Genomic DNA, 20,464 nt, shown 5'->3' with positions numbered 1-20,464 from the left:
GAACAAAGGGGGAGGTGGGCGAATCGAAATTACATAAATCTTTAAAAAATGGACCGTTTGTTAATGTTATCTTAAGATTTGTCAGCAAAAAGGAAAGAAAAACGAATCAAGTGCCAGTATTTTTCGAACCATCAGCAAACGGTTCTTTTTCCTTTTGCTGATGGACGGGTCCTATATTAGCGATCCCATCTAGACCACCGGCATGTCCGCCGACTAATTTGCTGCGAGCAATGGCGCGAGCGCCTTCCATTCGGCTTGTGGCGTGAACGATCGAAGTGAAGCCATATTTCTCACGAATCTTATCGATGATCAAATCTAATTTACGCTGGCGCAACTGCGCTTCTGCTTGCTCAAAAAGATCCAGCTGGACATTTTCTGTATAAACCAATTTTGAATAGGTAATACCGATGTGGCGAACGACTTGCCCGGTATAAAATTTTCGAAAGAGAAATAGGCAATGAGCGACAAGTTTACGGGTATTGTCAGTTGGCGGGATTTTCATTTGTCGGGAAAAGCCAGAAGCAGTTTCACCAAAGGCTACGCCGATGTAAACATTGATACAAGCGGTCTGACAATGATGGCGGCGAATTCGAGCGGCAACTTGCTCCGCCATTTCCTTGATGACGATCTCGATTTCTTCTTGTAAATAATAATTGCGATGTAGAACTTGGCTATTGCCGTAGCTTTTTTCCATCACTTGTGGTGTCGGTTCAGATAAAATCGTGCGATCAATGCCGTGGGCGTGATGATAGAGCTGCTCGCCAATGATCCCCATGCGACTGCGTAAAAGATCAGGACTGGCGTGAGCCAATTGTTCGATCGTTTCAATCCCCATCAAGTGAAGTCGTTTTTCTGTGCGCCGACCGATCCCCCAGAACTCTGTCATAGGGGCGATCTGCCAAACTTTTGTCGGTACATCGTCATAGGTCCATTCAGCGATCAAGGAACGATTGTGTTTGGATTCGTTATCTAAAGCTAGTTTTGCTAACAATGGATTATCGCCAATGCCGATGGTGACATACAATTTCGTTGTTTCGTAAATGTCTTTTTGAATTTGCTGGGCAATCAACCAACGTTTTTCTTCGCGAGAGATCGTTTTATCGGGAATGAAAAGATCCAGTGTACGGGTCAGATCCATCATCGTTTCGTCGATCGAATAGAGCAGCAAGTCGTCTTGTCCAACATATTTGCGAAAGACATTATTGACTTTGGTGTTTTCTTTGATATAAAAACTCATACGCGGCGATGCTTTGTACAAATCGGGATGTGTCGGCAGGTTGTCATTGCGAGTCACATTTGAAATCCCCAATACCGATTTTGCCTTTGGGGAAGCTGCTAAGACTAAGCCGTTACCAGTATTGTCAGAATGTGACATGACGACCAGCATCGCTTGGATAGGATCTAACCCGCGAGAGATGCATTCGACAGAAGCATAAAAACTTTTGACATCTATAAATAAGATATCGCGTTTTGGCTCGAGCGCATAATTAAAACCACCCATTTTTATCACTCCTTACCGAGATTATACGAACGTTTGTTCTTTTTTGTCAAGCGAACAGGAGTGGATGAGGGGGATTTGTTTTTTTATAGAGAGATTATTTTTATTTTATAATGATGGGAAATGTTGGTTTATAAGGAATACATTCATTTCAGATTATCAGAATTCGATTGGACATAAATACGGGGTTTTGTCTTTTTACCCGAAAAACGGATAAAAAAACAGCCGCTCCATTGGACCGACTGTCGTAGCTTAAATCAATTTTCGGCAGGTAGGGTTGCAAACAAACTTAAGAGATTGCCGTCTATATCTTTGACGATGGCATAGCGTTGCCCCCAAAAGGCACACCAAGGTTCTTTGAAAGACTGATACCCGGCAGCTACGACTTTTGCATGAAGGGCATCAACTTCTTCAGGGGAATCACATAAAAAGGCTAATTCAATTGTGTCACCAACAGTCATTGGTGCATGTCCGTAGATCCCGGCAACCATCTGGCGGCTATTCAAAGAGATGCGAACCCCGTCGTTTGCTAATTCCATATAATCTTCTGAGTGCTGACCTAATGGTGTGAAGCCAAGTACTTGATAAAAAGCCAGTGCCTGTTCCATGTTTTTTGTGATAATACCAACCATATCTAGTTTCATTGTTTTCTTCCTTTCTTGTGGGAATTCTTTCCATAACAGTCAATGCAGTTGCTAGCAATGAAGATTACCTCGTTTCTGTCAGACGGTAATGGTGCAACCTTTCAGCCAACGTACCAGTATGTAGTTCAAACAAATGGTTGTCATCGTCGTAAAAGTAAATGGAAGCACCTTCGCCTTTGATACGAGAACGATCTTTTTCGATCTTCAATCCTAGTCCTTGGATGCGCGTAATCAAGGAATCGATTTGAGTTTGATCGATTTTAAAGGCAATATGGTTATACGTTTTCGGCAGCTTCTGGGAGGCATCCTCCATAACAGCAAGCCATAAGCCATCGATCAAAAAGAATTTTTCTGGGAAGTAAGAATGGGGCTGGTCTCGGCTATCATAAATTTCCTCTGCTTCAAACAATGTTTCCAGCATCGTTGTCGTCTTTGCTAAATTCTGTACGATCAACGTGATATGGGAAATCTCCATCGCATCAACACTCCTTCGTTATGACGGAATAGGGGAAAGAGAAACAATTAGTATCAAAATAAGCATTATGTTAGTGATTGTAAAATACCAATAGGAAGAGCAGAACATAAAACAGTGCATCAGTTGTGCAAGGAATAACTTTCTTCTTGTATTTTGTCCAAAAGAAGACATTTATTAAGAAGAGGATAATCACTGTCGGTAAGCTAAAGGTCCAAGCAGGGTGTTTAATGAAAATGAAAAGCATATTTCCAATAAGAGCAAAAAGAAAAGCGCCATAAAACAGACGATAGTTACTAGGTAGATACGTAAAATTGCCAAGCATGGGTTCACCTCCTGTAGGCAGTATAGCTTGAAAGGATCGACTGGCACTCAAAGTATATTGAAAGGACAGCTAGAAGAAAAAGCTGGTTCATGTTCTATGTGCCGCCTTTGTTGAACATTAGTTTCTTTTTTACATTATACATTAAAATTTATTTATACGTCGCTTCAAAGAAAAAGTTGGCTCAAAAGTTCAAAGCAAATAAGTGAAAATAGGGGAGTGGTTGTGTAAAGAGGGAAATAAAAATGCAGCAGCTATCATTGCAAAATGTCTGAAAAAAAAGAAGTTCGCAAACGCCTTGGTTATCAGCGTTTGCGAACTTCTTAAATAGTATTATTTTGTTTCGCGGTGTAAAGTAACTTTTCTTTCACGTGGGCAATATTTTTTCTTTTCCAAACGATCAGGATTGTTACGTTTGTTTTTGTTTGATAAGTAGTTGCGTTCTTTACAAGAAGTGCACTCTAATGTGATGTTTACGCGCATGATTTTCCCCCCTAACGATACAAGAATCCTCTAAGAAATCTCTCAGACTAAAATATAATAGCATGTTTTGTGCGGGAATGCTAGCTTTTTCCTGAAATTTGTTAAGTAGTTTTACTTGACGAATTACTTGAAACGCATTAGTCCAATTTGCTCTGGATATCTTCGATCATTTTGGTATAGGCGATAGGACCGTTGTAGAGCCAGCTTGATTCAGGACCGAATTCCCATAAATGATTGTTTTTGACTGCATCAAGATTTTGCCAGACTTGTTCGCTGAAAAAATCAGCGCCTTTATCACTATTCACTAAAATCAAGTAATCGGCATCCAATTCTGCCAATTTTTCCAGAGAAACGGCAGACCAGTCAGCAGTGGCACTTTCACTGATTTCTGAAACAAGCGAGGGAACTTCAAAACCGAGTTCGTGATACAGCAGTTGACCACTTGATTTTGTTTCTGAAACCATGAAGACAGAATTATTGACCACCCATAAAACAGCAATTGACTTGCCTTGGATTTGATCAGCGTACGTTTCCTTGGTAGTAGCGACTAAGTCATCATAATCAGCTTCTACTTGGGCAGCTTCCTCTTCTTTGTGTAAGACCTTTGCGATATCTGTCAGACGTTCACGCCAGGTTACTTCCTCGCCATTTGTGACCACATAGGTCGGCGCGATCTTACTGTACTGATCATATTTGTCGCCTTCCACCATGGAATTGCTATCCATCAGCAGCAGGTCTGGCTCAAAGCTCAAGACATCTTCATAGGGCAGATCATAGTTGATTCTTGGCACATCTGCTAGTTTGTCTTGCAAGTATGCTTGATCACTGTCATTGCCGACTGTCCATTGAGCAACCGGGGTTACCCCTAAAGCGACCAAATAATCTTCCAAGTAACTACCGATCACCCGTTGTGGGTTTTCGGGAACAGTGACTTCATTTCCCATCGCATCGGTAAAGGTTGTTGCTATTTCTGAAGAAGTAGTGGCTGATCCACTGCTATCCGTTGAGTCATTATTCGTACCGCAAGCACCCAGTAGAGTAAGGGAGCAGGCTGCTAGCAGGGTAAGCCAAGTACTTCTTTTTGACCATTGTTTCATAGAAAAACTTCCTCCTTTGTTAAAAGATGAGCACTTATCATTTTAATTGAGAATAATTCTCATTTGCTGATTGCTATTATTACGGAGAAACGCTGATTTGTCAATCTTATTTTTTTATTTCCTTTTTTTAGAACTATTGACGAATAGTAGGATTACATTCATAATTGATAAGCATTATCAATCAATTATTTTGGGGACGAATATGGCGAAATTACGAACAGTTGACTTGAGTGTCGGCTATCAAAAACAAAAAATTGTGCAAAATCTAACAATTGAGATTCCAGAAGGGAAAATCATCGGCTTGATTGGTCCGAACGGCAGTGGAAAATCGACATTTTTAAAGGCACTCGCCCGAATTTTACAGCCTTTGTCTGGTGAGGTCCTATTAGATACACAAAACCTCCAGAACATCAAAACCAAAGAAGTGGCTAAAAAGATTGCGCTGCTTTCACAAGTTAGCGACTCATCGATTGGCTTGACGATTCGCGAAATTGTTTCTTACGGTCGTTTTCCCTATCAAAAAGGACTGAATAGTCTATCGGAACAAGATCTTGCAGCGATCGACTGGTCTTTGCAGGCAACTGGTTTGACGGCACTGGCAGAAGAAGTGATCAGTACGCTGTCAGGGGGACAAAAGCAGCGCGTTTGGATCGCCATGGCACTGGCGCAAGATACGGATATCGTGATTTTAGATGAACCAACAACCTTTTTAGATCCTGCGCATCAATTAGAAATTTTGCTCTTATTACAGCAAATCAATAAAACCTATGGGAAAACGATCATTATGTCGATTCATGACCTGAATCATGCGTCACGTTTTTCTGATTATATTTACGCATTAAAAGGTGGAGAGCTTTTGGTTTCCGGTACACCGGAAACGGTACTGACCAAAGAATGGCTGCAGCGTTTGTTTGAGATCGATGCCGTGTTAGGTACCTTTCCTAATAGTACAAAGCCGCTGGTCTTGACCTATGAGTTAGGAGCGCAGATATGAAAAAGTTTCCTTGGCTGCTGCTGCTTTTTAGTGGCTGCTTTATTATCTGTTTCTTTTTAGCGATCACTCAAGGAGCAGCGGACCTTTCTTTTGAAACGATCTGGGATGCCGTCTTTGCTTTTGATTATGAGAATCAGCTGCATCAAGTCTTGCGCAATATTCGGTTGCCACGTGTTTTGGCTGCTTTTCTAGTAGGAAGTTGTTTTGCTGTTACAGGAGCCATCATGCAGGGGATTACGAGAAATCCCTTGGCAGATGGTGGTCTTTTAGGTGTCAATAGTGGGGCTGCCTTGGGACTAGCGATCGCATTTATCCTCTTTCCTAGTGTGCAACCGAGTCAAGCGGCGCTGTTTTCCTTTTTTGGTGCGTTTGCGGCAACTGGGCTGCTTTTTTTACTGACCAGATACGCCAAACTAGGCATGTCGCCCACGGGACTGATTTTGGCTGGTGTGGCATTAAGTTCTTTTTTCTCAGCCATTAGTCAAACTCTGTCATTGCAATTTGATTTAAACCAAGAGCTAGCCTTTTGGTTTATCGGTGGTGCGGCGAATGTGACTTGGCAGCAACTGCGTTTTGTGGGGCCCATCTATCTGATCGCCATCGTTTTTGTGCTACGGCTAGGAAAAGCCCTCAATCTGTTAGCACTAGGAGATGACACCGTCATTTCATTAGGCAAGCACCTGCATCTGATTCGGGCATCTGCCTTACTGTTAGTCGTAGTTTTGGCGGGAATGGCGGTTTCGCTTGTAGGACCGGTCAGCTTTGTCGGCTTAATGGTTCCTCATGTCGTGCGGGGGATGGTGGGCAAAAACTACCAATTAATTTTGCCTTTGACGATCATTGGAGGTGGGACCCTAGTGATGGCCGCTGATCTGGCAGGTCGCTTGATCAATCCCCCTTTTGAGACACCCTTTGGGATACTGATGGCATTGATCGGTGTGCCTTTTCTATTGGTCAAGATACGGAGGGAAGACTGATGAAAAAAACACTCTTTGTTTTTTTTCTACTGGTGATGGCCGCTTTTTTAGGAAGTGTCATGGTGGGAAAAACAATCTTAACCTTTCAGACATTAGGGGCAATCTTTCAAGGTACGGCTTCTTCGAGTCAGGTACTGACGTTTACTGAGTTTCGACTACCACGGGCTTGTCTGGCGCTGATCGCCGGCGGTGCCTTTGGTTTTTCTGGTTTTGTCTTGCAGGGGGTGACAAGAAACGAGCTGGCTGATGCAAGTATCGTAGGAATCAACAATGGCGCGGGTCTCTTTGTAATGATCTACTTAGGGGTTTATACCCAAGGATCGCAGCTTTTACCTGTCGTTGGGATCTTCGGTGGCTTGTTGGCTGCTGTACTGGTCTATTTGATTGCCTATAAACACCGCCAATTGTTGTCGATGGAGCGAGTGCTGCTGGCGGGAATCGCCGTCAATGCAGGGTTGGCCGCGGCTACTTTACTTTTTACGGTGGAATTATCAAAAGACCGCTATCGCTTTGTAACAGCATGGCTTTCTGGATCTATCTGGGGAACCTCGTGGCAGCAAATTACCAGTCTGCTTCCTTGGGTCATCGTATTGTCTGTCGCAGCTTTCTGGACCGTACCTAAACTTAATCTGCTTGGTTTTGGTGAGGAACAGGCAATTAGCTTAGGGGTTTCTTTGACACGGTTGCGGACGTGGTTTTTAGTGATTGCGGTTGGTTTGGCTGCCAGTACGGTTGGCTATACCGGTAATTTAGCCTTTGTGGGCTTATTGGCGCCTCATATCGCCAAGGGACTAATCGGCAGAGAATCTCGCAGTGCCTTTTTCTTAGCGGGAATGATCGGCAGTCTGCTGGTCTTAGTAAGTGATACGATCGGTCGTTTACTATTGACAAGCGGTGAGATCCCAGCTGGTATCATCATTTCTATCGTGGGGGCACCGTACTTTGTCTTTTTACTGATCCGGCGTAAAGAAGGATGAGCAGATAGTCATGATCTTGCCAAGAAATCTGCGATTCTAGTTTGCTATTTGGACACAGTTTTTGGTACTATTTCTGAGAGGAGTGATCCAATGGAAAAACCAGTCATTAGAGAGCACATGATCCAAACATTAAAAAAAATGCCGAGCAAACAAAAGCAGCAGAAAGAAACGGTGATTTTGCAGTTGCTGTTTTCTTCTCAGCTTTGGCAAACGGCTAAGTCAGTAGGAGTGATCCGTTCGTTGCCATTTGAATTTGATACAGCGGCTATTTTTGCTAAAGGATTTGAACAAAACAAACGAATCGCAGTGCCGAAAGCACAACAAAAAAAATTGCAGTTTTATCATGTGGAGCCGGCAACGCGTTATGAAACGTCGGCATTTGGGGTTGAAGAGCCGATCAGTGAGCAAGAAGCCCATCACTTGGATTTACTCATTGTTCCCGGCTTGGCTTTTTCGAAAAAAGGCTATCGCATCGGCTTTGGCGGCGGCTATTATGATCGTTTCTTGTCAGCTTTTGATGGCAAGACCGTTTCTTTGGTCTTCGGAGAACAATTCAACGATCAATGGACACCAGATGTATTCGACATTCCAATCGATAAAATCTATACGGATTCGCTTATTCGCACGTAAAGGAGCACGTCAATGAATTCTCAAATGAAAAGATGGCTGAATCAGCCGATCTTCACGTATCTATTTTTAGCTATCCAAACTATTGTGTTTATCTTGGGTTATTTTAGTCCCTCTATTCAATCAGGCGGGGTGATGTTTGGTCCGTTTGTCGTCTATTTAAATGAATATTGGCGTTTCGTTACCCCAATCTTTCTGCATTTCGGGTTGGCACATTTTGCGATCAACTCTGTGATTCTCTATTATATGGGGCAACAAGTAGAAGCCATCTATGGTCATAGCCGTTTTTTTGCCTTGTATTTACTAAGCGGCATCATGGGCAATACCATGAGTTTTGCTTTCAACCAAATAGGGGTTCAATCAGCAGGCGCTAGTACTTCATTATTCGGGCTTTTCGGGGCATTTTTGATTTTAGGTTGGCATTTTAGAAATGATTACCGCATCCAAGCAATGGTACGGCAATTTGCCCTATTCGTTGGATTGAACCTGGTTTTTGGGGTGTTTGATCAAACGATTGATATGTGGGGACACATTGGCGGGATCCTCGGTGGGTTATTGTTAGGGAGTCTTTTGGCATTGCCAAAGAACTATGGAAAATATTCGATCCACACCAGAATCCTCTCTGGCGGACTCTTTGTTTTCTTATTGGCTATTTTTGTGATATATGGTTTTAAAAAATATTAATTACTTGTATAATAAGCAGGAAGTGGTTAAATGGAAACGTTATATGACGTACAACAATTACTGAAACAATTTGGTGTTTACGTATATGTCGGCAAGCGGATCTACGATATAGAACTGATGCAAATCGAGTTGAAAAACTTTTATGACAGTCGCTTGATAGATCGGGATGTATATCTGACTGCCCGGCGAATTCTTACGCGGGAGCATCGAATTGAAGAAAGCCGGGAGGAAAACAAGTGATGGACAAAAAAATCATCGGAATTGATTTAGGCGGAACAACTGTGAAATTCGCTATTTTAACGAGCGAAGGCGAGATTCAGCAAAAATGGAGTATTGACACCAATATTCTTGATGAAGGCTCACATATCGTGCCAGAAATCGTGGCATCGATCAATCATCGCCTAGAATTATATGGCTTACAGCCGGAAGCATTTATCGGTATTGGTATGGGGACACCAGGAAGTGTCGACCGTGACAAAGGAACCGTCATAGGTGCCTACAATCTGAACTGGAAAACACTTCAGCCAGTCAAAGAACTGATTGAAAAAGGCACAAAAATCCCATTTGCCATCGATAACGATGCCAATGTAGCAGCTTTAGGTGAGCGTTGGAAAGGGGCAGGGGATAACAATCCTGATGTCATCTTTATCACACTAGGTACAGGTGTTGGCGGCGGTATCATCATGGAAGGGCAATTGCTTCATGGGGTTGCTGGTTGTGCCGGAGAAATCGGTCATATCACTGTTGATCCTGAAGGGTTCGAATGTACTTGCGGCAAACGTGGTTGTTTAGAAACGGTTTCTAGTGCGACGGGTGTTGTGCGAGTTGCTCGACAGTTGGCAGAAGAATATGCTGGCGACTCGGCATTGAAACAACAGCTGGACAATGGGGAAGATGTTTCAAGTAAAGATATTTTTGAAGCGGCTCAAGCAAACGATTCATTTGGCTTGATGGTCGTTGATAAAGTGTGCTTCTACCTTGGGTTGGCATGCGGAAACCTAGGAAACACATTAAATCCATCAAGTATCGTTTTAGGTGGAGGCGTATCGGCAGCCGGTGAATTTTTACGTGAACGGGTTGCTGCCTACTTTGCTCAATTTACCTTCCCACAGGTAACGGAAAGTACTGAAATCAAATTGGCCGAACTTGGGAATGATGCCGGTGTGATTGGGGCAGCATCATTAGCTTTGCAGTTTGCAGCAAAAGCATAGATGACAAGCTGCTAGGCAATGATACATTAAAGCAGCATAAATCAAAAAAGAATGTTTGTTACAATAGAGAGGAATAGAAGAAATGACACCAATTATGTGGCTAAACTTGGTTTTGGCATTAATAATCTTAGCAATCGCTTTGAACTGGGCGTATTTTCAAATTATGGGACGCCGTTCAGCAACGATCATCTCAGAAGATGAATTTAAAGCAGGAATGAAGAAAGCCCAAGTGATCGACGTTCGGGAAAAAAATGAATTTGACAGTGGGCATATTTTAGGGGCGCGTAATATTCCCTTTACGGTTTTAACCAATTCCTTCAGCGCATTTCGTAGAGATCAACCAATCTACTTATATGACACGCGTAAATCGTTGAGTATTCGGGCAGCAAATAAATTACGTAAAGAAGGCTTTACCAATGTCTATATCCTAAAAGAAGGGTATGAAGGTTGGAGCGGCAAGACGAAAAAGAAAAATAGTTTATAAAAGAGAGAACTCAAGGCAAAAGAACACAAGCAAATTTGAATGAGTGACGAAACACCAAATGGAGTGTTTCAAGTAAGTCATTGTTCAATTTACATTGTGGGCTTTTGCCTTTATTTGAACTTAGGTCTATCGATAAGGAGAGTGTGCGTTGATCAAGCGAAAAAGAATTTATGAAGTGGCGGAAACGACAGATGGCTATCGGGTATTGGTGGATCGCATCTGGCCTAGAGGAATGAAAAAGGAGGCAGCCCAGATCGATCTATGGCTCAAAGCAGTCGCACCAAGTACTGAATTGCGCAAATGGTTTGGGCATGATCCTGAACGTTTTGATGCCTTTAAAGGCTGCTATCTACAAGAATTAGAGAAAGCGCCAGCTAAAGATGCCTTGGCACGGTTAAAAGCGTTGGTTGCTGAACAACAGACCGTGACCTTACTATACGGAGCGAAAAATGAAGAACAAAATCAAGCCGTGATTTTGCAGGACTTACTGGAGAAGGCAGAATGATTACCTAAAAGAGCCGCCAGCCTATTGAAGGCTGACGGCTCTTTTGTAGCAAATGATTAGCGGGCAACGCTTTTACGCATCGCGCGTTTCCGTTTTTCATCATGATCTGCTTGTTGTTCGTCAATTGGATCAATCACTTGTTTCTTGACCGTCATAACAACACTTGCAGCTGCAGCAACCGTTGCGACTGTTCCTACTAAAAATCCTGAAAGAAATCGTTTCATCATTAAACACCTCGCCTTTAGTTATAGGTTCATTATGAATGAAAACGGAAAAAATATCAAAAAAAATCACTTTTAGGATTGAAAACGCTTGAAATAATTTAGTAAATAATTTACAATAAGTTTACTAAAAAGAAAGTGGGAGTGAGAGAAATGGAGCAATTGCAACAGATATTTATTGATAAATTTGGAACAGCAGGCACAGGCATGTATTTTGCGCCAGGGAGAATCAACTTGATCGGTGAACACACAGATTACAATGGCGGTTATGTTTTCCCGGCGGCAATCACATTAGGGACGTATGCAGTAGCACGAAAACGTGAAGACCAGTTGATCCAACTCTATTCAGAGAATTTTCCAGAAAAAGGCGTGATCTCCTTTCAGTTAGATGAGCTAGATTACCGAAAAGAAGATGATTGGACAAACTATCCGAAAGGGGTCGTTCGTTTCCTAAAAGAAGCGGGGCAAGGGATCGATCGTGGCTTTGACATCGCTTTTTATGGCAACATTCCGAATGGCGCAGGTCTTTCTTCTTCTGCATCGATTGAATTGCTGACGGGGGTTTGTCTAAAAGATCTCTTTGATTTAACTTTGAAGACCTTGGACTTAGTTAAAATCGGCAAAAAAGTCGAAAATGAGTTTATTGGCGTTAACTCAGGGATCATGGATCAATTTGCGATCGGAATGGGTCAAAAAGACCATGCATTGCTTTTAGATACGAACACTTTAAATTATGAAGTCGTACCAGCGGCATTTGGTGATTATGTCGTAGCGATCATGAATACCAATAAGCGCCGCGAATTGGCTGATTCTAAATACAATGAACGACGTGCAGAATGTGAAGAAGCATTAGCTCGTTTGCAAAAATCATTAGCCGTTGATTCATTGGGTGCATTAGACGAAGCAACCTTTTTTGCAAATACAGCATTGATCGATGATCCACGCTTGATCAAACGGGCGAAACATGCAGTGACGGAAAACCAACGGACATTAAAAGCAAAAGCTGCTTTGACTGCTGGTGATCTTGAAGAATTCGGCCAGTTGTTAAATGCTTCGCATGCTTCATTGCGGGATGATTATGAAGTGACAGGGCGTGAACTAGATACATTAGTCGCAGCTGCTCAAGCGCATCCTGCTGTTTTAGGTGCGCGGATGACTGGTGCGGGCTTTGGCGGCTGCGGGATCGCATTGGTCAAAGCAAGTGAATGGGCTGATTTTGAAGCGTCCGTCAAAGCAACCTATTTAGCAGAAATCGGCTACGCAACCGACATTTATCAAGCAAGTATTGATGATGGTGCACGAAAACTGTAGAATAAGAAATGATGAAGGAATTTAGAAAGAAGGCTGAAAATATGGCGATTTTAGTATTAGGAGGAGCCGGCTATATCGGTTCTCATGCAGTCGATCAATTGATCGGACAAGGAAAACAAGTCGTTGTCGTTGACAATTTGCTGACAGGACATCGCCAAGCGATCCATCCAGCAGCAACCTTTTATGAAGGGGATATTCGCGACAAAGCATTTTTACAATCGGTTTTTGAAAAAGAAACGATCGACGGCGTGATTCACTTTGCTGCCAGCTCTTTGGTGGGGGAATCCGTAGAAAAACCATTGAAATATTTCAACAATAATGTGTATGGGATGCAGGTCCTCTTAGAAGTGATGAAGGAACATCAAGTGAAACATATTGTCTTTTCTTCTACAGCAGCAACCTATGGGGAACCTGATCATAGTCCAATCACGGAAGAAACCCCAACAAATCCTAAAAATCCTTATGGCGAAAGCAAGTTGATCATGGAAAAAATGATGCGTTGGTGCGATGAAGCCTATGGTATGAAGTATGTCGCATTGCGTTATTTCAATGTGGCTGGCGCGAAGTCGGATGCTTCGATCGGTGAAGACCATGATCCAGAAACACACTTAGTACCGATCATCTTACAAGCTGCTTTAGGACAACGAAAAGAAGTCGCGATTTTTGGGGAGGATTACGATACTCCAGATGGGACTTGTGTTCGTGATTATGTCCATGTCGAAGATCTGATCGCTGCTCACCTGTTGGCATTAGAATATTTACAAAAAGGCAATGAGAGCAATGTCTTCAATTTAGGCAGCAATCATGGGTACTCTGTGAAAGAAATGGTGGAAGCGGCCCGCAATGTAACGAAAAAAGAGATCCCAGCCAGAGTGGCGCCTCGCCGTGCCGGTGATCCAAGTACCTTAGTGGCATCGAGTGAAAAAGCACGAAAGGTTTTAGGCTGGAAACCAGTCTATACCGACGTCGAAGCAATCATCGAGACTGCTTGGAATTGGCATGTCAGCCATCCAAATGGGTATCAAGGGCAGGAGGAATAACCAATGACGATCAGCCAAACAATCAGCGATTTCGTCACTTTAGCAATCAAGGCTGGCGGCTGGATGGAAATGGATCGTATTTATTTGCAAAACCGAGTACTAGCTATGATCGGGGAAGCTGTTTTTGAGCCCAGCGAAATTCGTTCTGTTGCTCGTTCCTCGATTGAATTGATGGACGAACTGGTGGCATGTGCATTGAGCAATCAGCAAATTGGCGATTCTCACGCAGAAAGAGAAATCTTTGAAGCCCAGTTGATGGACTTTTTGACGCCACCGCCTTCAGTAGTCAATGCTTTTTTTGCGCAGCATTATGCCAATGATCCTAAAGAAGCGACGGATTATTTCTTTGAGCTGTGCCGTCAAAATGATTACATCAAGACTCGGGCTATCGCTAAAAATATCGTCTTTCCTGTTGATACGGAGTATGGGGAGATCGAGATCACGATCAATTTATCAAAACCTGAAAAAGATCCGAAGCAAATTGCCCAAGAAGGTACCGCTACTTCTGTAGATTATCCGAAATGTATGTTGTGTTTGGAAAATGAAGGCTACCAAGGAAGAGTCAATTACCCAGCGCGGACCAATCATCGGATCATTCGTATGAATTTGGATAATGAAGCGTGGGGCTTCCAATATTCTCCTTACGCCTATTACAATGAGCATTCGATTTTTCTTTCTTTAGACCATCGGCCTATGAAAATCAATTTGCAAACCTTCGCTCGCTTGTTGCAGATCATTGAAGTGATGCCGCATTATTTTGTCGGGTCCAATGCCGATCTGCCGATCGTTGGGGGTTCGATCTTGTCCCATGACCATTACCAAGGAGGGCGGCATACGTTTGCCATGGCAAAAGCGCCAATCGAACAACACTTTTCTTTGACTGGGTTTCCTGATGTCGCTGCGGGGATCGTGAAGTGGCCAATGTCGGTGATACGATTACAAGCGAAAAACAAACAAAAATTAGCCGCCGCTTGCCAATATGTGTTAGCCCAATGGCAACAGTACTCAGATCCAAGTGTTTCGATCCATGCTTTTTCAGAAGATGGGACGGCGCATCATACGGTGACACCGATCGCCCGCAAGCAAGGAGAGCTGTTTGAAATGGACTTAGTCTTGCGGGATAATAATGTTTCCAAAGAACATCCTGACGGCATTTTTCATCCACATCAAGAAGTGCAGCATATCAAAAAAGAAAATATCGGATTGATTGAAGTCATGGGTTTGGCAGTTCTCCCACCGCGTTTAGCTCCGGAACTAGAAGAAGTGACTGCTTATCTATTGGATCAGCCCAATCAGATCGCGGCTTACCATATACCGTGGGCAGATGCGATCAAAGCCCAGCACCCAGAATGCAATGCCGAAAACGTGTCGCAGATTTTGCGCAATGCATTAGGAGAAGTCTTTACGCAAGTATTGACGCATGCGGGCGTCTTTAAACGAGACCAGACAGGGCAAACGGCCTTTGCTCGCTTTATAGCTACTTTATAAAAAAGTTCCCCGCAAAAAAAGGAGGCTGGAAGATGGCAACGATCAAAGATATTGCACAACAGGCTGGCGTCTCGCCAGCCACTGTATCACGGGTGCTGAATTACGATTCAGAATTATCGGTCAGCTCTGAAACCAAAGAAAAAATTTTTAAGGCCGCAGAAGCACTCAATTACACAAAACATAAAAAAAAGAGTCAGCCAGAAACCAGTAGTATGCGCTTGATCCAATGGTTTGATACCGAGGAAGAATTAGCGGATCTTTACTATTTAGCGATCCGTATCGGGATTGAAAACAAAACCGAAGAATTAGGGATCCGTTTGCTGAAAGAACCCTATGAAGGATTGTCTGATACCGCCGTCGATGGAACGATCGCGCTAGGGAAATTCGATGATCACCAGATTCGTCAATTGAAAAAAAGCCAATCCAATTTGTTGATGGTCGATTTTGACGCATTGGCCCAGGGCGTCAATTCTCTGGTGGTGGACTTTCAACAAGCGGTCGATTTAGTGATCGATGACTTTATTGCAAAAGGCCACCAAAGGATCGGCTTGTTATCAGGCGTTGAGTTTACCAAGGACCATCACCAAGAAATCGAAGACCCTCGGCGCCGGATTTTTGAGGAACGGCTTCGTCGGTTGAAGTTGCACCACCCGCAATATCATCTCAGCGCACCGTTTACAGTAGAGGGCGGTTATGAGGCGATGAAAGAGTATTTGCAGCAAAACAAAGAGTTGCCAAGTGCCTTATTTTCTTCCAGTGATGCCTTAGCGATTGGCGCTATGCGTGCTTTGCAAGAAAAAAACATCAAGATTCCAGATGAGATCGCAATTATCGGCTTCAATGATGTCAGTGTCGCAAAGTACGTCTTTCCGACTCTGTCAACCATCAAAGTTCATACGGAATGGCTGGGGGAGCTGGCAGTGACGACCTTGCTGGATATCATTACGAATGCAGCACCCGTTCCTCGAAAAGTTACGATCGCAACGGAGCTGATTACGCGCCAATCTTCTTAGCAACCAGTTGAATCATCGGAGGATACCGTTACACACGTCAACTGAGTTTTAATGAAATAACAAAAAAATGAATATCGCCTTACCCGAACCTTTAAACAGCCCCGCTGGTTTGCAGCTGCAACCGCGCTTGCTTTTTTCAAAGGTTCGGGTATTGTTGTCCTATTGCTTTTTTTCTTAACACAGGCATCTTTTTGGAGACTTGGTTGGGCATTTGATTAGAATATGGTAGAATATGAGAGAGTTTTTTGAATGGGGAGAAGATAGATGAAAACATTAGCGATTGATACCTCAAACCAGACACTGGCGGTTGCGGTGGTCGATGGTCAAGAAGTGTTGGGACAAAGCCAGACGATGGCGATCAAAAACCACAGCACAGCATTGATGCCTGCCATCGATGGATTGATGCAAGCAGTGGGGATGGCCCCTAAAGAGCTGGAGCAAATCGTTGTTGCGAAAGGTCCTGGTTCGTATACGGGTTTGCGCATCGGTGTCACAACAGCAAAAACGCTGGCACAAACATTGAACATCCCGCTGATTGGTGTTTCTAGTTTGAAAGCAGTCGCTGCCAATTGCGTGGGCGTATCGCAAGTGATCGTCCCGTTGTTTGACGCTCGCCGTCAAAATGTCTACGCAGGTGCCTACCAATGGCATAATGGGACCTTAGAAACAAGGATCAAAGACCAGCATATCTCACTTTCTGAGTTATTGACCCAGCTAAAAGCAGTTGATGGTCAAGAAGTGCTATTTGTCGGCGCCGATACCGTCAAATTTAAAGACATGATCGAGGCGGAACTGCCGACAGCCCATATCAATCAAGTGTCGTTTTGGAATTACCCGAATGGCGTTGTTTTAGCTGCTATTGCGAAAGAAGAAGCGCCGGTGGCTTCGATCCATGATTTTGTACCGGACTATTTAAAATTAGTTGAAGCCGAAGAAAAATGGTTAGCCTCGCATGAACCGGGAGTGGATGCCTATGTTGAAAAAATTTAAAACGATGACGGGAAAGTTGGCTCTTTTCCGTCAGATTCAATATCCAGAGCGTAAAAAAGAGATACGAGGGGAAACGTATGTTGTTCGTGAATTAGTCGGTGATGACATTAAAGAGCTGCTGCAGGTGGAGCGTCTCGTGTATGCTGGGGAACTGCCTTGGACCAAGAGCGCCTTTTTGTCAGAACTTTATTCACGGGTCAAACATCTTTATTTGGGCATCTTGCATAATGAACGGATGATTGGGTTTATCGGGGTGCGGATTTTAGGCGCTGATGCCCATATCACCAATATCGCGATCATTCCTGATTATCAAGGAAAAGGGATCGGTTCTTTCTTGCTAGGAGAGATCGAACGTTATGCAAGGAAAAACAAATGCGACCGTTTGACATTAGAAGTTCGCCTGGGCAATCGTGATGCGCAACGTTTGTATCGGACCCTCGGGTTTGTTTCACAGGCGATCAAAACGGCGTATTACACTGAAGGCAATGAAGACGCATTGGATATGGTGAAATTTTTAAATGATTAACGAACAAGCAGATCAAACGATCCCGACACCGCAAATGCTCTGGTCATTGGCGGATCAGAGCTATCCCTTTGGCTCGCCTTGGAATCTGCAGCAATTTCAGCAAGATTTGCAAAACAGCAACAGTCGCTATTTGTTTCGTTATGGAAAAACCAACCAAGAGCTGATTGGGTTTCTCTGTTTTCAGCAAGTGCTGGATGAAGCAGAGCTGTTTAATGTAGCGGTTTTACCAGCATATCAAGGGCATGGTTTGGCGAAAGAATTGTTGAAACAAATGGAATCGCTCGTGGAACAAACCGATGGTCGGCGGATCTATCTTGAAGTACGTGTGTCGAATTTACAAGCACAGGCCCTTTATTTGCGCATGGGCTATACGGTCATCGGTCGTAGAAAAAAATATTACAGTCATCCTGAAGAGGATGCGTTGATTATGGAAAAGAAAGTAGGCGGAAAAAAATCAAATGAATGAATTGATTTTAGCCATTGAAAGCAGTTGTGATGAAACCAGTGTGGCAGTGATTAAAAACGGCGACACCATTTTAAGTAACATTGTTGCTTCGCAGATCAAGAGCCACCAGCGCTTCGGCGGTGTCGTACCAGAAGTCGCTAGTCGTCACCATGTCGAACAGATTACTTTGTGCATCGACGAAGCATTGACCCAAGCCAACACACAACCAGAAGAATTATCAGCCGTGGCTGTCACCTATGGTCCAGGGTTGGTTGGGGCACTGTTGATTGGGCTCTCTGCAGCGAAAGCCTTTGCGTGGGCCCACAGCTTACCGCTGATTCCGGTCAATCACATGGCAGGACATATTTATGCAGCTCGCCTAGTGAAGCCATTGGTTTTTCCTTTAATGGCATTATTGGTCAGCGGCGGCCACACCGAATTGGTGTATATGGCAGAAGATGGCTCTTTTGAGATCATCGGAGAAACGAGAGATGATGCCGCTGGTGAAGCCTATGACAAAGTTGGTCGAGTTCTCGGTTTGCCTTATCCTAGTGGGAAAGAAATTGATCGCCTTGCACATCTAGGTAGTGATACGTATCACTTTCCTCGAGCAATGATGCAAGAAGATAATTTTGATTTTAGTTTCAGTGGCTTGAAGAGTTCCTTTATCAACTTTGTGCATAATGCACAGCAAAGAGAGGAAGCATTGTCAGTAGAAAATCTAGCAGCCAGTTTTCAAGCCAGCGTAGTCGAAGTATTGGTTCACAAAACAGTGCGGGCATGCCAAGCCTATCCGGTAAAACAACTGATCGTCGCTGGCGGGGTCGCCGCGAATCAAGGCTTGCGTGACGCTTTACAAAAAGCAATGCAGGAATTGCCGGAGGTAGAACTGTTGATTCCACCGTTGCGCCTTTGCGGAGATAATGCGGCCATGATTGGTGCCTATGCCCATGTTGCGTTGAAAAAGCAGCACCTAGCAGACCTTTCATTGAATGCTGATCCAAGTGTCAGCTTTGCCCATAGGATTTCTTAAGATGATTGCACCTAAGATCCGTTCTTAGGTGTTTTTTTTTGCTTCATTTATGAGCAAACAGAAGATATAGTTGTATTATATTTCATTATTTGATATTCTGATGTATATTTATTAATTATTTGAGAGGCGGGTATGCAATGACATCAGTTTTTAAAGGACGCAGTTTTTTAGCAGAGAAAGATTTCACAAAAGAAGAACTGCAATATTTAATTGATTTTTCCCAGCACTTAAAAGGGATGAAAGCCAACAATCAACCACATCGCTACTTAGAAGGAAAAAATATTGCACTTTTGTTTGAAAAGAATTCAACACGGACGCGAGCGGCCTTTACGGTTGCAGCGGTGGATTTGGGGGCGCATCCGGAATTTTTAGGGGCCAATGATATTCAGTTGGGGTCTAAAGAATCCGTTGAAGATACCGCCAAAGTATTCGGACGCATGTTTGACGGGATCGAGTTTCGCGGCTTTAGCCAACAGGTCGTCGAAGATCTGGCCAACTATTCAGGCGTGCCTGTTTGGAATGGCTTAACGGATGACTGGCATCCAACACAAATGATCGCTGATTTTTTGACTATTCAAGAAAACTTTGGTGAGCTGACTGGCTTGACGATCGCATACTGTGGGGATGGGCGCAACAATGTCGCCAATTCTTTGTTAGTGACGAGTGCGATTTTAGGGGTCAATATTCATGTCGTCACCCCGAAGGCCTTGCAGCCAGAAGCAAACATTATCGAACAAGCACAAGCCTATGCTCAGCACTCTGGCGCAAAGATCCTGGTGACGGATGACGTGGATCAAGGTGTTTTAGGCGCTGATGTCGTGTATACCGATGTTTGGGTTTCAATGGGCGAAGAAGAAAAATTTCAAGAGCGGATCGAACAGCTGCTGCCTTATCAAGTAAACCAATCGTTGATGGAAAAAACGCAAAATGACCAAGTGATTTTTATGCACTGTTTACCGGCTTTTCATGATGAACAAACTATTTATGGCAAAAAAGCAGCGCAGGCGTATGGGATTTCTGAGATGGAAGTCACTGACGAGGTCTTTCGTAGCAAGTATGCTCGTCAATTTGATCAAGCCGAAAATCGTTTGCACTCAATCAAAGCGATCATGGCAGTGACTGCCGGGGATCTATTTATTCCTAAAGTATAAAAATAAAATTTTTGAAAAATGCCAGAATCTCGCTAGCCAAACAAACATTTCTTTGCTATACTTTCTGGGAAGTAAATAGCCTTGATTTGATGAAACAAGAGAAGTAGCGATTCGAGTATCAGTTAGCGAGTTCGGGGTGGTGGAAGCCGAATTGATCAGATTGTGAAACGCACTTGTGAGAATTTGCTAAGCAAACGGAATTCTGCCGTTATCAGAAAAAAGTGGGTCCGAATAGGACAATCAGAGTGGTACCGCGGGAAATCTCGTCTCT

Annotated in this window: 25 protein-coding genes and 1 other annotated feature (1 of these 26 running past the window's edge); of the genes, 18 read left to right on the top strand and 7 right to left on the bottom strand. The window is 43.5% G+C overall.

The features are described from left to right. Positions 1-106 precede the first annotated feature (106 nt). From IGI89_RS16140 to IGI89_RS16115, 6 genes are all read right to left on the bottom strand, one after another. A complete protein-coding gene (locus IGI89_RS16140; RefSeq protein ID WP_015510066.1) occupies positions 107-1,501 on the bottom strand; it encodes a Y-family DNA polymerase in 1,395 nt (464 codons plus the stop codon). A 254-nt stretch (positions 1,502-1,755) separates the two neighbouring features. Continuing rightward, positions 1,756-2,142 carry a VOC family protein gene (locus IGI89_RS16135; RefSeq protein ID WP_430601513.1) on the bottom strand — a complete coding sequence of 129 codons (387 nt, stop codon included), beginning with the start codon at positions 2,140-2,142 and terminating at the stop codon, positions 1,756-1,758. Between the two features lie 64 nt (positions 2,143-2,206). Next, entirely contained in the window at positions 2,207-2,617 is a 411-nt protein-coding gene (gene fosX / locus IGI89_RS16130; RefSeq protein ID WP_008381069.1) for a FosX/FosE/FosI family fosfomycin resistance hydrolase, read from the bottom strand. Between the two features lie 70 nt (positions 2,618-2,687). Next, on the bottom strand, positions 2,688-2,939 hold the full coding sequence (locus IGI89_RS16125) for a hypothetical protein (RefSeq protein ID WP_005237045.1): 252 nt from the start codon (positions 2,937-2,939) through the stop codon (positions 2,688-2,690). Positions 2,940-3,269: 330 nt separating this feature from the next. Continuing rightward, positions 3,270-3,419: a 50S ribosomal protein L33 gene (gene rpmG, locus IGI89_RS16120; RefSeq protein WP_005229384.1), complete on the bottom strand. Its 150-nt coding sequence runs from the start codon at positions 3,417-3,419 to the stop codon at positions 3,270-3,272. A 137-nt stretch (positions 3,420-3,556) separates the two neighbouring features. Continuing rightward, positions 3,557-4,516, bottom strand: coding sequence for an ABC transporter substrate-binding protein (locus IGI89_RS16115; RefSeq protein WP_016621235.1), 960 nt, complete (start codon positions 4,514-4,516; stop codon positions 3,557-3,559). Positions 4,517-4,718: 202 nt separating this feature from the next. Between IGI89_RS16115 and IGI89_RS16110 the strand changes: the two genes are divergently transcribed. From IGI89_RS16110 to IGI89_RS16070, 9 genes are all read left to right on the top strand, one after another. After that, positions 4,719-5,510: an ABC transporter ATP-binding protein gene (locus IGI89_RS16110; protein ID WP_061053916.1), complete on the top strand. Its 792-nt coding sequence runs from the start codon at positions 4,719-4,721 to the stop codon at positions 5,508-5,510. Further along, complete coding sequence (locus tag IGI89_RS16105) at positions 5,507-6,487, top strand: FecCD family ABC transporter permease (RefSeq protein ID WP_438735837.1); 981 nt, start codon at positions 5,507-5,509, stop codon at positions 6,485-6,487. The genes IGI89_RS16110 and IGI89_RS16105 overlap by 4 nt, the downstream gene beginning before the upstream one ends. Further along, positions 6,487-7,464, top strand: a complete 978-nt coding sequence (locus IGI89_RS16100) for a FecCD family ABC transporter permease (protein ID WP_016621237.1) — start codon at positions 6,487-6,489, stop codon at positions 7,462-7,464. The genes IGI89_RS16105 and IGI89_RS16100 overlap by 1 nt, the downstream gene beginning before the upstream one ends. 90 nt (positions 7,465-7,554) lie before the next feature. Further along, a complete protein-coding gene (locus tag IGI89_RS16095; protein ID WP_008381081.1) occupies positions 7,555-8,094 on the top strand; it encodes a 5-formyltetrahydrofolate cyclo-ligase in 540 nt (179 codons plus the stop codon). A 12-nt stretch (positions 8,095-8,106) separates the two neighbouring features. Further along, on the top strand, positions 8,107-8,775 hold the full coding sequence (locus IGI89_RS16090; RefSeq protein WP_430619471.1) for a rhomboid family intramembrane serine protease: 669 nt from the start codon (positions 8,107-8,109) through the stop codon (positions 8,773-8,775). Positions 8,776-8,805: 30 nt separating this feature from the next. After that, positions 8,806-9,015, top strand: coding sequence for a YqgQ family protein (locus IGI89_RS16085; RefSeq protein WP_005229394.1), 210 nt, complete (start codon positions 8,806-8,808; stop codon positions 9,013-9,015). Continuing rightward, the gene (locus IGI89_RS16080; RefSeq protein WP_008381084.1) at positions 9,015-9,986 is read left to right on the top strand and encodes an ROK family glucokinase; all 972 of its coding nucleotides are present in this window, start codon (positions 9,015-9,017) and stop codon (positions 9,984-9,986) included. The genes IGI89_RS16085 and IGI89_RS16080 overlap by 1 nt, the downstream gene beginning before the upstream one ends. A gap of 82 nt (positions 9,987-10,068) precedes the next feature. Next, positions 10,069-10,470 (top strand): rhodanese-like domain-containing protein, encoded by a 402-nt coding sequence (locus tag IGI89_RS16075; protein ID WP_005237036.1) that lies wholly within the window; start codon positions 10,069-10,071, stop codon positions 10,468-10,470. A 148-nt stretch (positions 10,471-10,618) separates the two neighbouring features. Beyond that, positions 10,619-10,975, top strand: a complete 357-nt coding sequence (locus tag IGI89_RS16070; RefSeq protein WP_005237034.1) for a DUF488 domain-containing protein — start codon at positions 10,619-10,621, stop codon at positions 10,973-10,975. A 56-nt stretch (positions 10,976-11,031) separates the two neighbouring features. Here the strand turns inward: IGI89_RS16070 and IGI89_RS16065 are convergent, their stop codons facing one another. Continuing rightward, the gene (locus IGI89_RS16065) at positions 11,032-11,199 is read right to left on the bottom strand and encodes a DUF3042 family protein (protein ID WP_017144401.1); all 168 of its coding nucleotides are present in this window, start codon (positions 11,197-11,199) and stop codon (positions 11,032-11,034) included. 150 nt (positions 11,200-11,349) lie between these two features. Between IGI89_RS16065 and IGI89_RS16060 the strand changes: the two genes are divergently transcribed. The 9 genes from IGI89_RS16060 to argF all read left to right on the top strand — a co-directional run bounded on the left by IGI89_RS16060 (position 11,350) and on the right by argF (position 20,193). Next, on the top strand, positions 11,350-12,507 hold the full coding sequence (locus IGI89_RS16060; protein ID WP_008381089.1) for a galactokinase: 1,158 nt from the start codon (positions 11,350-11,352) through the stop codon (positions 12,505-12,507). Between the two features lie 41 nt (positions 12,508-12,548). Then, a complete protein-coding gene (galE, locus tag IGI89_RS16055; protein ID WP_081118772.1) occupies positions 12,549-13,547 on the top strand; it encodes a UDP-glucose 4-epimerase GalE in 999 nt (332 codons plus the stop codon). A gap of 3 nt (positions 13,548-13,550) precedes the next feature. Then, entirely contained in the window at positions 13,551-15,035 is a 1,485-nt protein-coding gene (gene galT, locus IGI89_RS16050; RefSeq protein ID WP_005237015.1) for a UDP-glucose--hexose-1-phosphate uridylyltransferase, read from the top strand. A gap of 32 nt (positions 15,036-15,067) precedes the next feature. Further along, entirely contained in the window at positions 15,068-16,048 is a 981-nt protein-coding gene (locus IGI89_RS16045; protein WP_061053918.1) for a LacI family DNA-binding transcriptional regulator, read from the top strand. A 264-nt stretch (positions 16,049-16,312) separates the two neighbouring features. Continuing rightward, complete coding sequence (gene tsaB, locus IGI89_RS16040) at positions 16,313-17,038, top strand: tRNA (adenosine(37)-N6)-threonylcarbamoyltransferase complex dimerization subunit type 1 TsaB (RefSeq protein ID WP_005237009.1); 726 nt, start codon at positions 16,313-16,315, stop codon at positions 17,036-17,038. Then, on the top strand, positions 17,022-17,564 hold the full coding sequence (gene rimI, locus IGI89_RS16035; protein WP_005237007.1) for a ribosomal protein S18-alanine N-acetyltransferase: 543 nt from the start codon (positions 17,022-17,024) through the stop codon (positions 17,562-17,564). Before tsaB ends, rimI (IGI89_RS16035) begins: the two co-directional genes overlap by 17 nt. Further along, entirely contained in the window at positions 17,557-18,030 is a 474-nt protein-coding gene (gene rimI / locus IGI89_RS16030; protein WP_005237006.1) for a ribosomal protein S18-alanine N-acetyltransferase, read from the top strand. The genes rimI (IGI89_RS16035) and rimI (IGI89_RS16030) overlap by 8 nt, the downstream gene beginning before the upstream one ends. Next, positions 18,023-19,042, top strand: coding sequence for a tRNA (adenosine(37)-N6)-threonylcarbamoyltransferase complex transferase subunit TsaD (gene tsaD, locus IGI89_RS16025; RefSeq protein WP_016621244.1), 1,020 nt, complete (start codon positions 18,023-18,025; stop codon positions 19,040-19,042). Before rimI (IGI89_RS16030) ends, tsaD begins: the two co-directional genes overlap by 8 nt. 137 nt (positions 19,043-19,179) lie before the next feature. Further along, complete coding sequence (gene argF / locus IGI89_RS16020) at positions 19,180-20,193, top strand: ornithine carbamoyltransferase (protein ID WP_005237003.1); 1,014 nt, start codon at positions 19,180-19,182, stop codon at positions 20,191-20,193. 80 nt (positions 20,194-20,273) lie between these two features. Beyond that, positions 20,274-20,464: a binding site (T-box leader), on the top strand (it continues 3 nt past the right edge of the window).

The sequence above is a fragment of the Enterococcus sp. AZ141 genome (genome assembly GCF_051714385.1).
Classification (GTDB): Bacteria; Bacillota; Bacilli; order Lactobacillales; family Enterococcaceae; genus Enterococcus_D; species Enterococcus_D entomosocium.
This window is presented reverse-complemented; position numbering and strand designations above follow the sequence as displayed.

What these genes read in the sequence shown, in the direction of transcription:
- IGI89_RS16140 (WP_015510066.1), bottom strand. Translation starts at nt 1,501, where the DNA reads ATGGGTGGTTTTAATTATGCGCTCGAGCCAAAACGCGATATCTTATTT.
- IGI89_RS16135 (WP_430601513.1), bottom strand. Translation starts at nt 2,142, where the DNA reads ATGAAACTAGATATGGTTGGTATTATCACAAAAAACATGGAACAGGCA.
- fosX (WP_008381069.1), bottom strand. Translation starts at nt 2,617, where the DNA reads ATGGAGATTTCCCATATCACGTTGATCGTACAGAATTTAGCAAAGACG.
- IGI89_RS16125 (WP_005237045.1), bottom strand. Translation starts at nt 2,939, where the DNA reads ATGCTTGGCAATTTTACGTATCTACCTAGTAACTATCGTCTGTTTTAT.
- rpmG (WP_005229384.1), bottom strand. Translation starts at nt 3,419, where the DNA reads ATGCGCGTAAACATCACATTAGAGTGCACTTCTTGTAAAGAACGCAAC.
- IGI89_RS16115 (WP_016621235.1), bottom strand. Translation starts at nt 4,516, where the DNA reads ATGAAACAATGGTCAAAAAGAAGTACTTGGCTTACCCTGCTAGCAGCC.
- IGI89_RS16110 (WP_061053916.1), top strand. Translation starts at nt 4,719, where the DNA reads ATGGCGAAATTACGAACAGTTGACTTGAGTGTCGGCTATCAAAAACAA.
- IGI89_RS16105 (WP_438735837.1), top strand. Translation starts at nt 5,507, where the DNA reads ATGAAAAAGTTTCCTTGGCTGCTGCTGCTTTTTAGTGGCTGCTTTATT.
- IGI89_RS16100 (WP_016621237.1), top strand. Translation starts at nt 6,487, where the DNA reads ATGAAAAAAACACTCTTTGTTTTTTTTCTACTGGTGATGGCCGCTTTT.
- IGI89_RS16095 (WP_008381081.1), top strand. Translation starts at nt 7,555, where the DNA reads ATGGAAAAACCAGTCATTAGAGAGCACATGATCCAAACATTAAAAAAA.
- IGI89_RS16090 (WP_430619471.1), top strand. Translation starts at nt 8,107, where the DNA reads ATGAATTCTCAAATGAAAAGATGGCTGAATCAGCCGATCTTCACGTAT.
- IGI89_RS16085 (WP_005229394.1), top strand. Translation starts at nt 8,806, where the DNA reads ATGGAAACGTTATATGACGTACAACAATTACTGAAACAATTTGGTGTT.
- IGI89_RS16080 (WP_008381084.1), top strand. Translation starts at nt 9,015, where the DNA reads ATGGACAAAAAAATCATCGGAATTGATTTAGGCGGAACAACTGTGAAA.
- IGI89_RS16075 (WP_005237036.1), top strand. Translation starts at nt 10,069, where the DNA reads ATGACACCAATTATGTGGCTAAACTTGGTTTTGGCATTAATAATCTTA.
- IGI89_RS16065 (WP_017144401.1), bottom strand. Translation starts at nt 11,199, where the DNA reads ATGAAACGATTTCTTTCAGGATTTTTAGTAGGAACAGTCGCAACGGTT.
- IGI89_RS16060 (WP_008381089.1), top strand. Translation starts at nt 11,350, where the DNA reads ATGGAGCAATTGCAACAGATATTTATTGATAAATTTGGAACAGCAGGC.
- galE (WP_081118772.1), top strand. Translation starts at nt 12,549, where the DNA reads ATGGCGATTTTAGTATTAGGAGGAGCCGGCTATATCGGTTCTCATGCA.
- galT (WP_005237015.1), top strand. Translation starts at nt 13,551, where the DNA reads ATGACGATCAGCCAAACAATCAGCGATTTCGTCACTTTAGCAATCAAG.
- IGI89_RS16045 (WP_061053918.1), top strand. Translation starts at nt 15,068, where the DNA reads ATGGCAACGATCAAAGATATTGCACAACAGGCTGGCGTCTCGCCAGCC.
- tsaB (WP_005237009.1), top strand. Translation starts at nt 16,313, where the DNA reads ATGAAAACATTAGCGATTGATACCTCAAACCAGACACTGGCGGTTGCG.
- rimI (WP_005237007.1), top strand. Translation starts at nt 17,022, where the DNA reads ATGTTGAAAAAATTTAAAACGATGACGGGAAAGTTGGCTCTTTTCCGT.
- rimI (WP_005237006.1), top strand. Translation starts at nt 17,557, where the DNA reads ATGATTAACGAACAAGCAGATCAAACGATCCCGACACCGCAAATGCTC.
- tsaD (WP_016621244.1), top strand. Translation starts at nt 18,023, where the DNA reads ATGAATGAATTGATTTTAGCCATTGAAAGCAGTTGTGATGAAACCAGT.
- argF (WP_005237003.1), top strand. Translation starts at nt 19,180, where the DNA reads ATGACATCAGTTTTTAAAGGACGCAGTTTTTTAGCAGAGAAAGATTTC.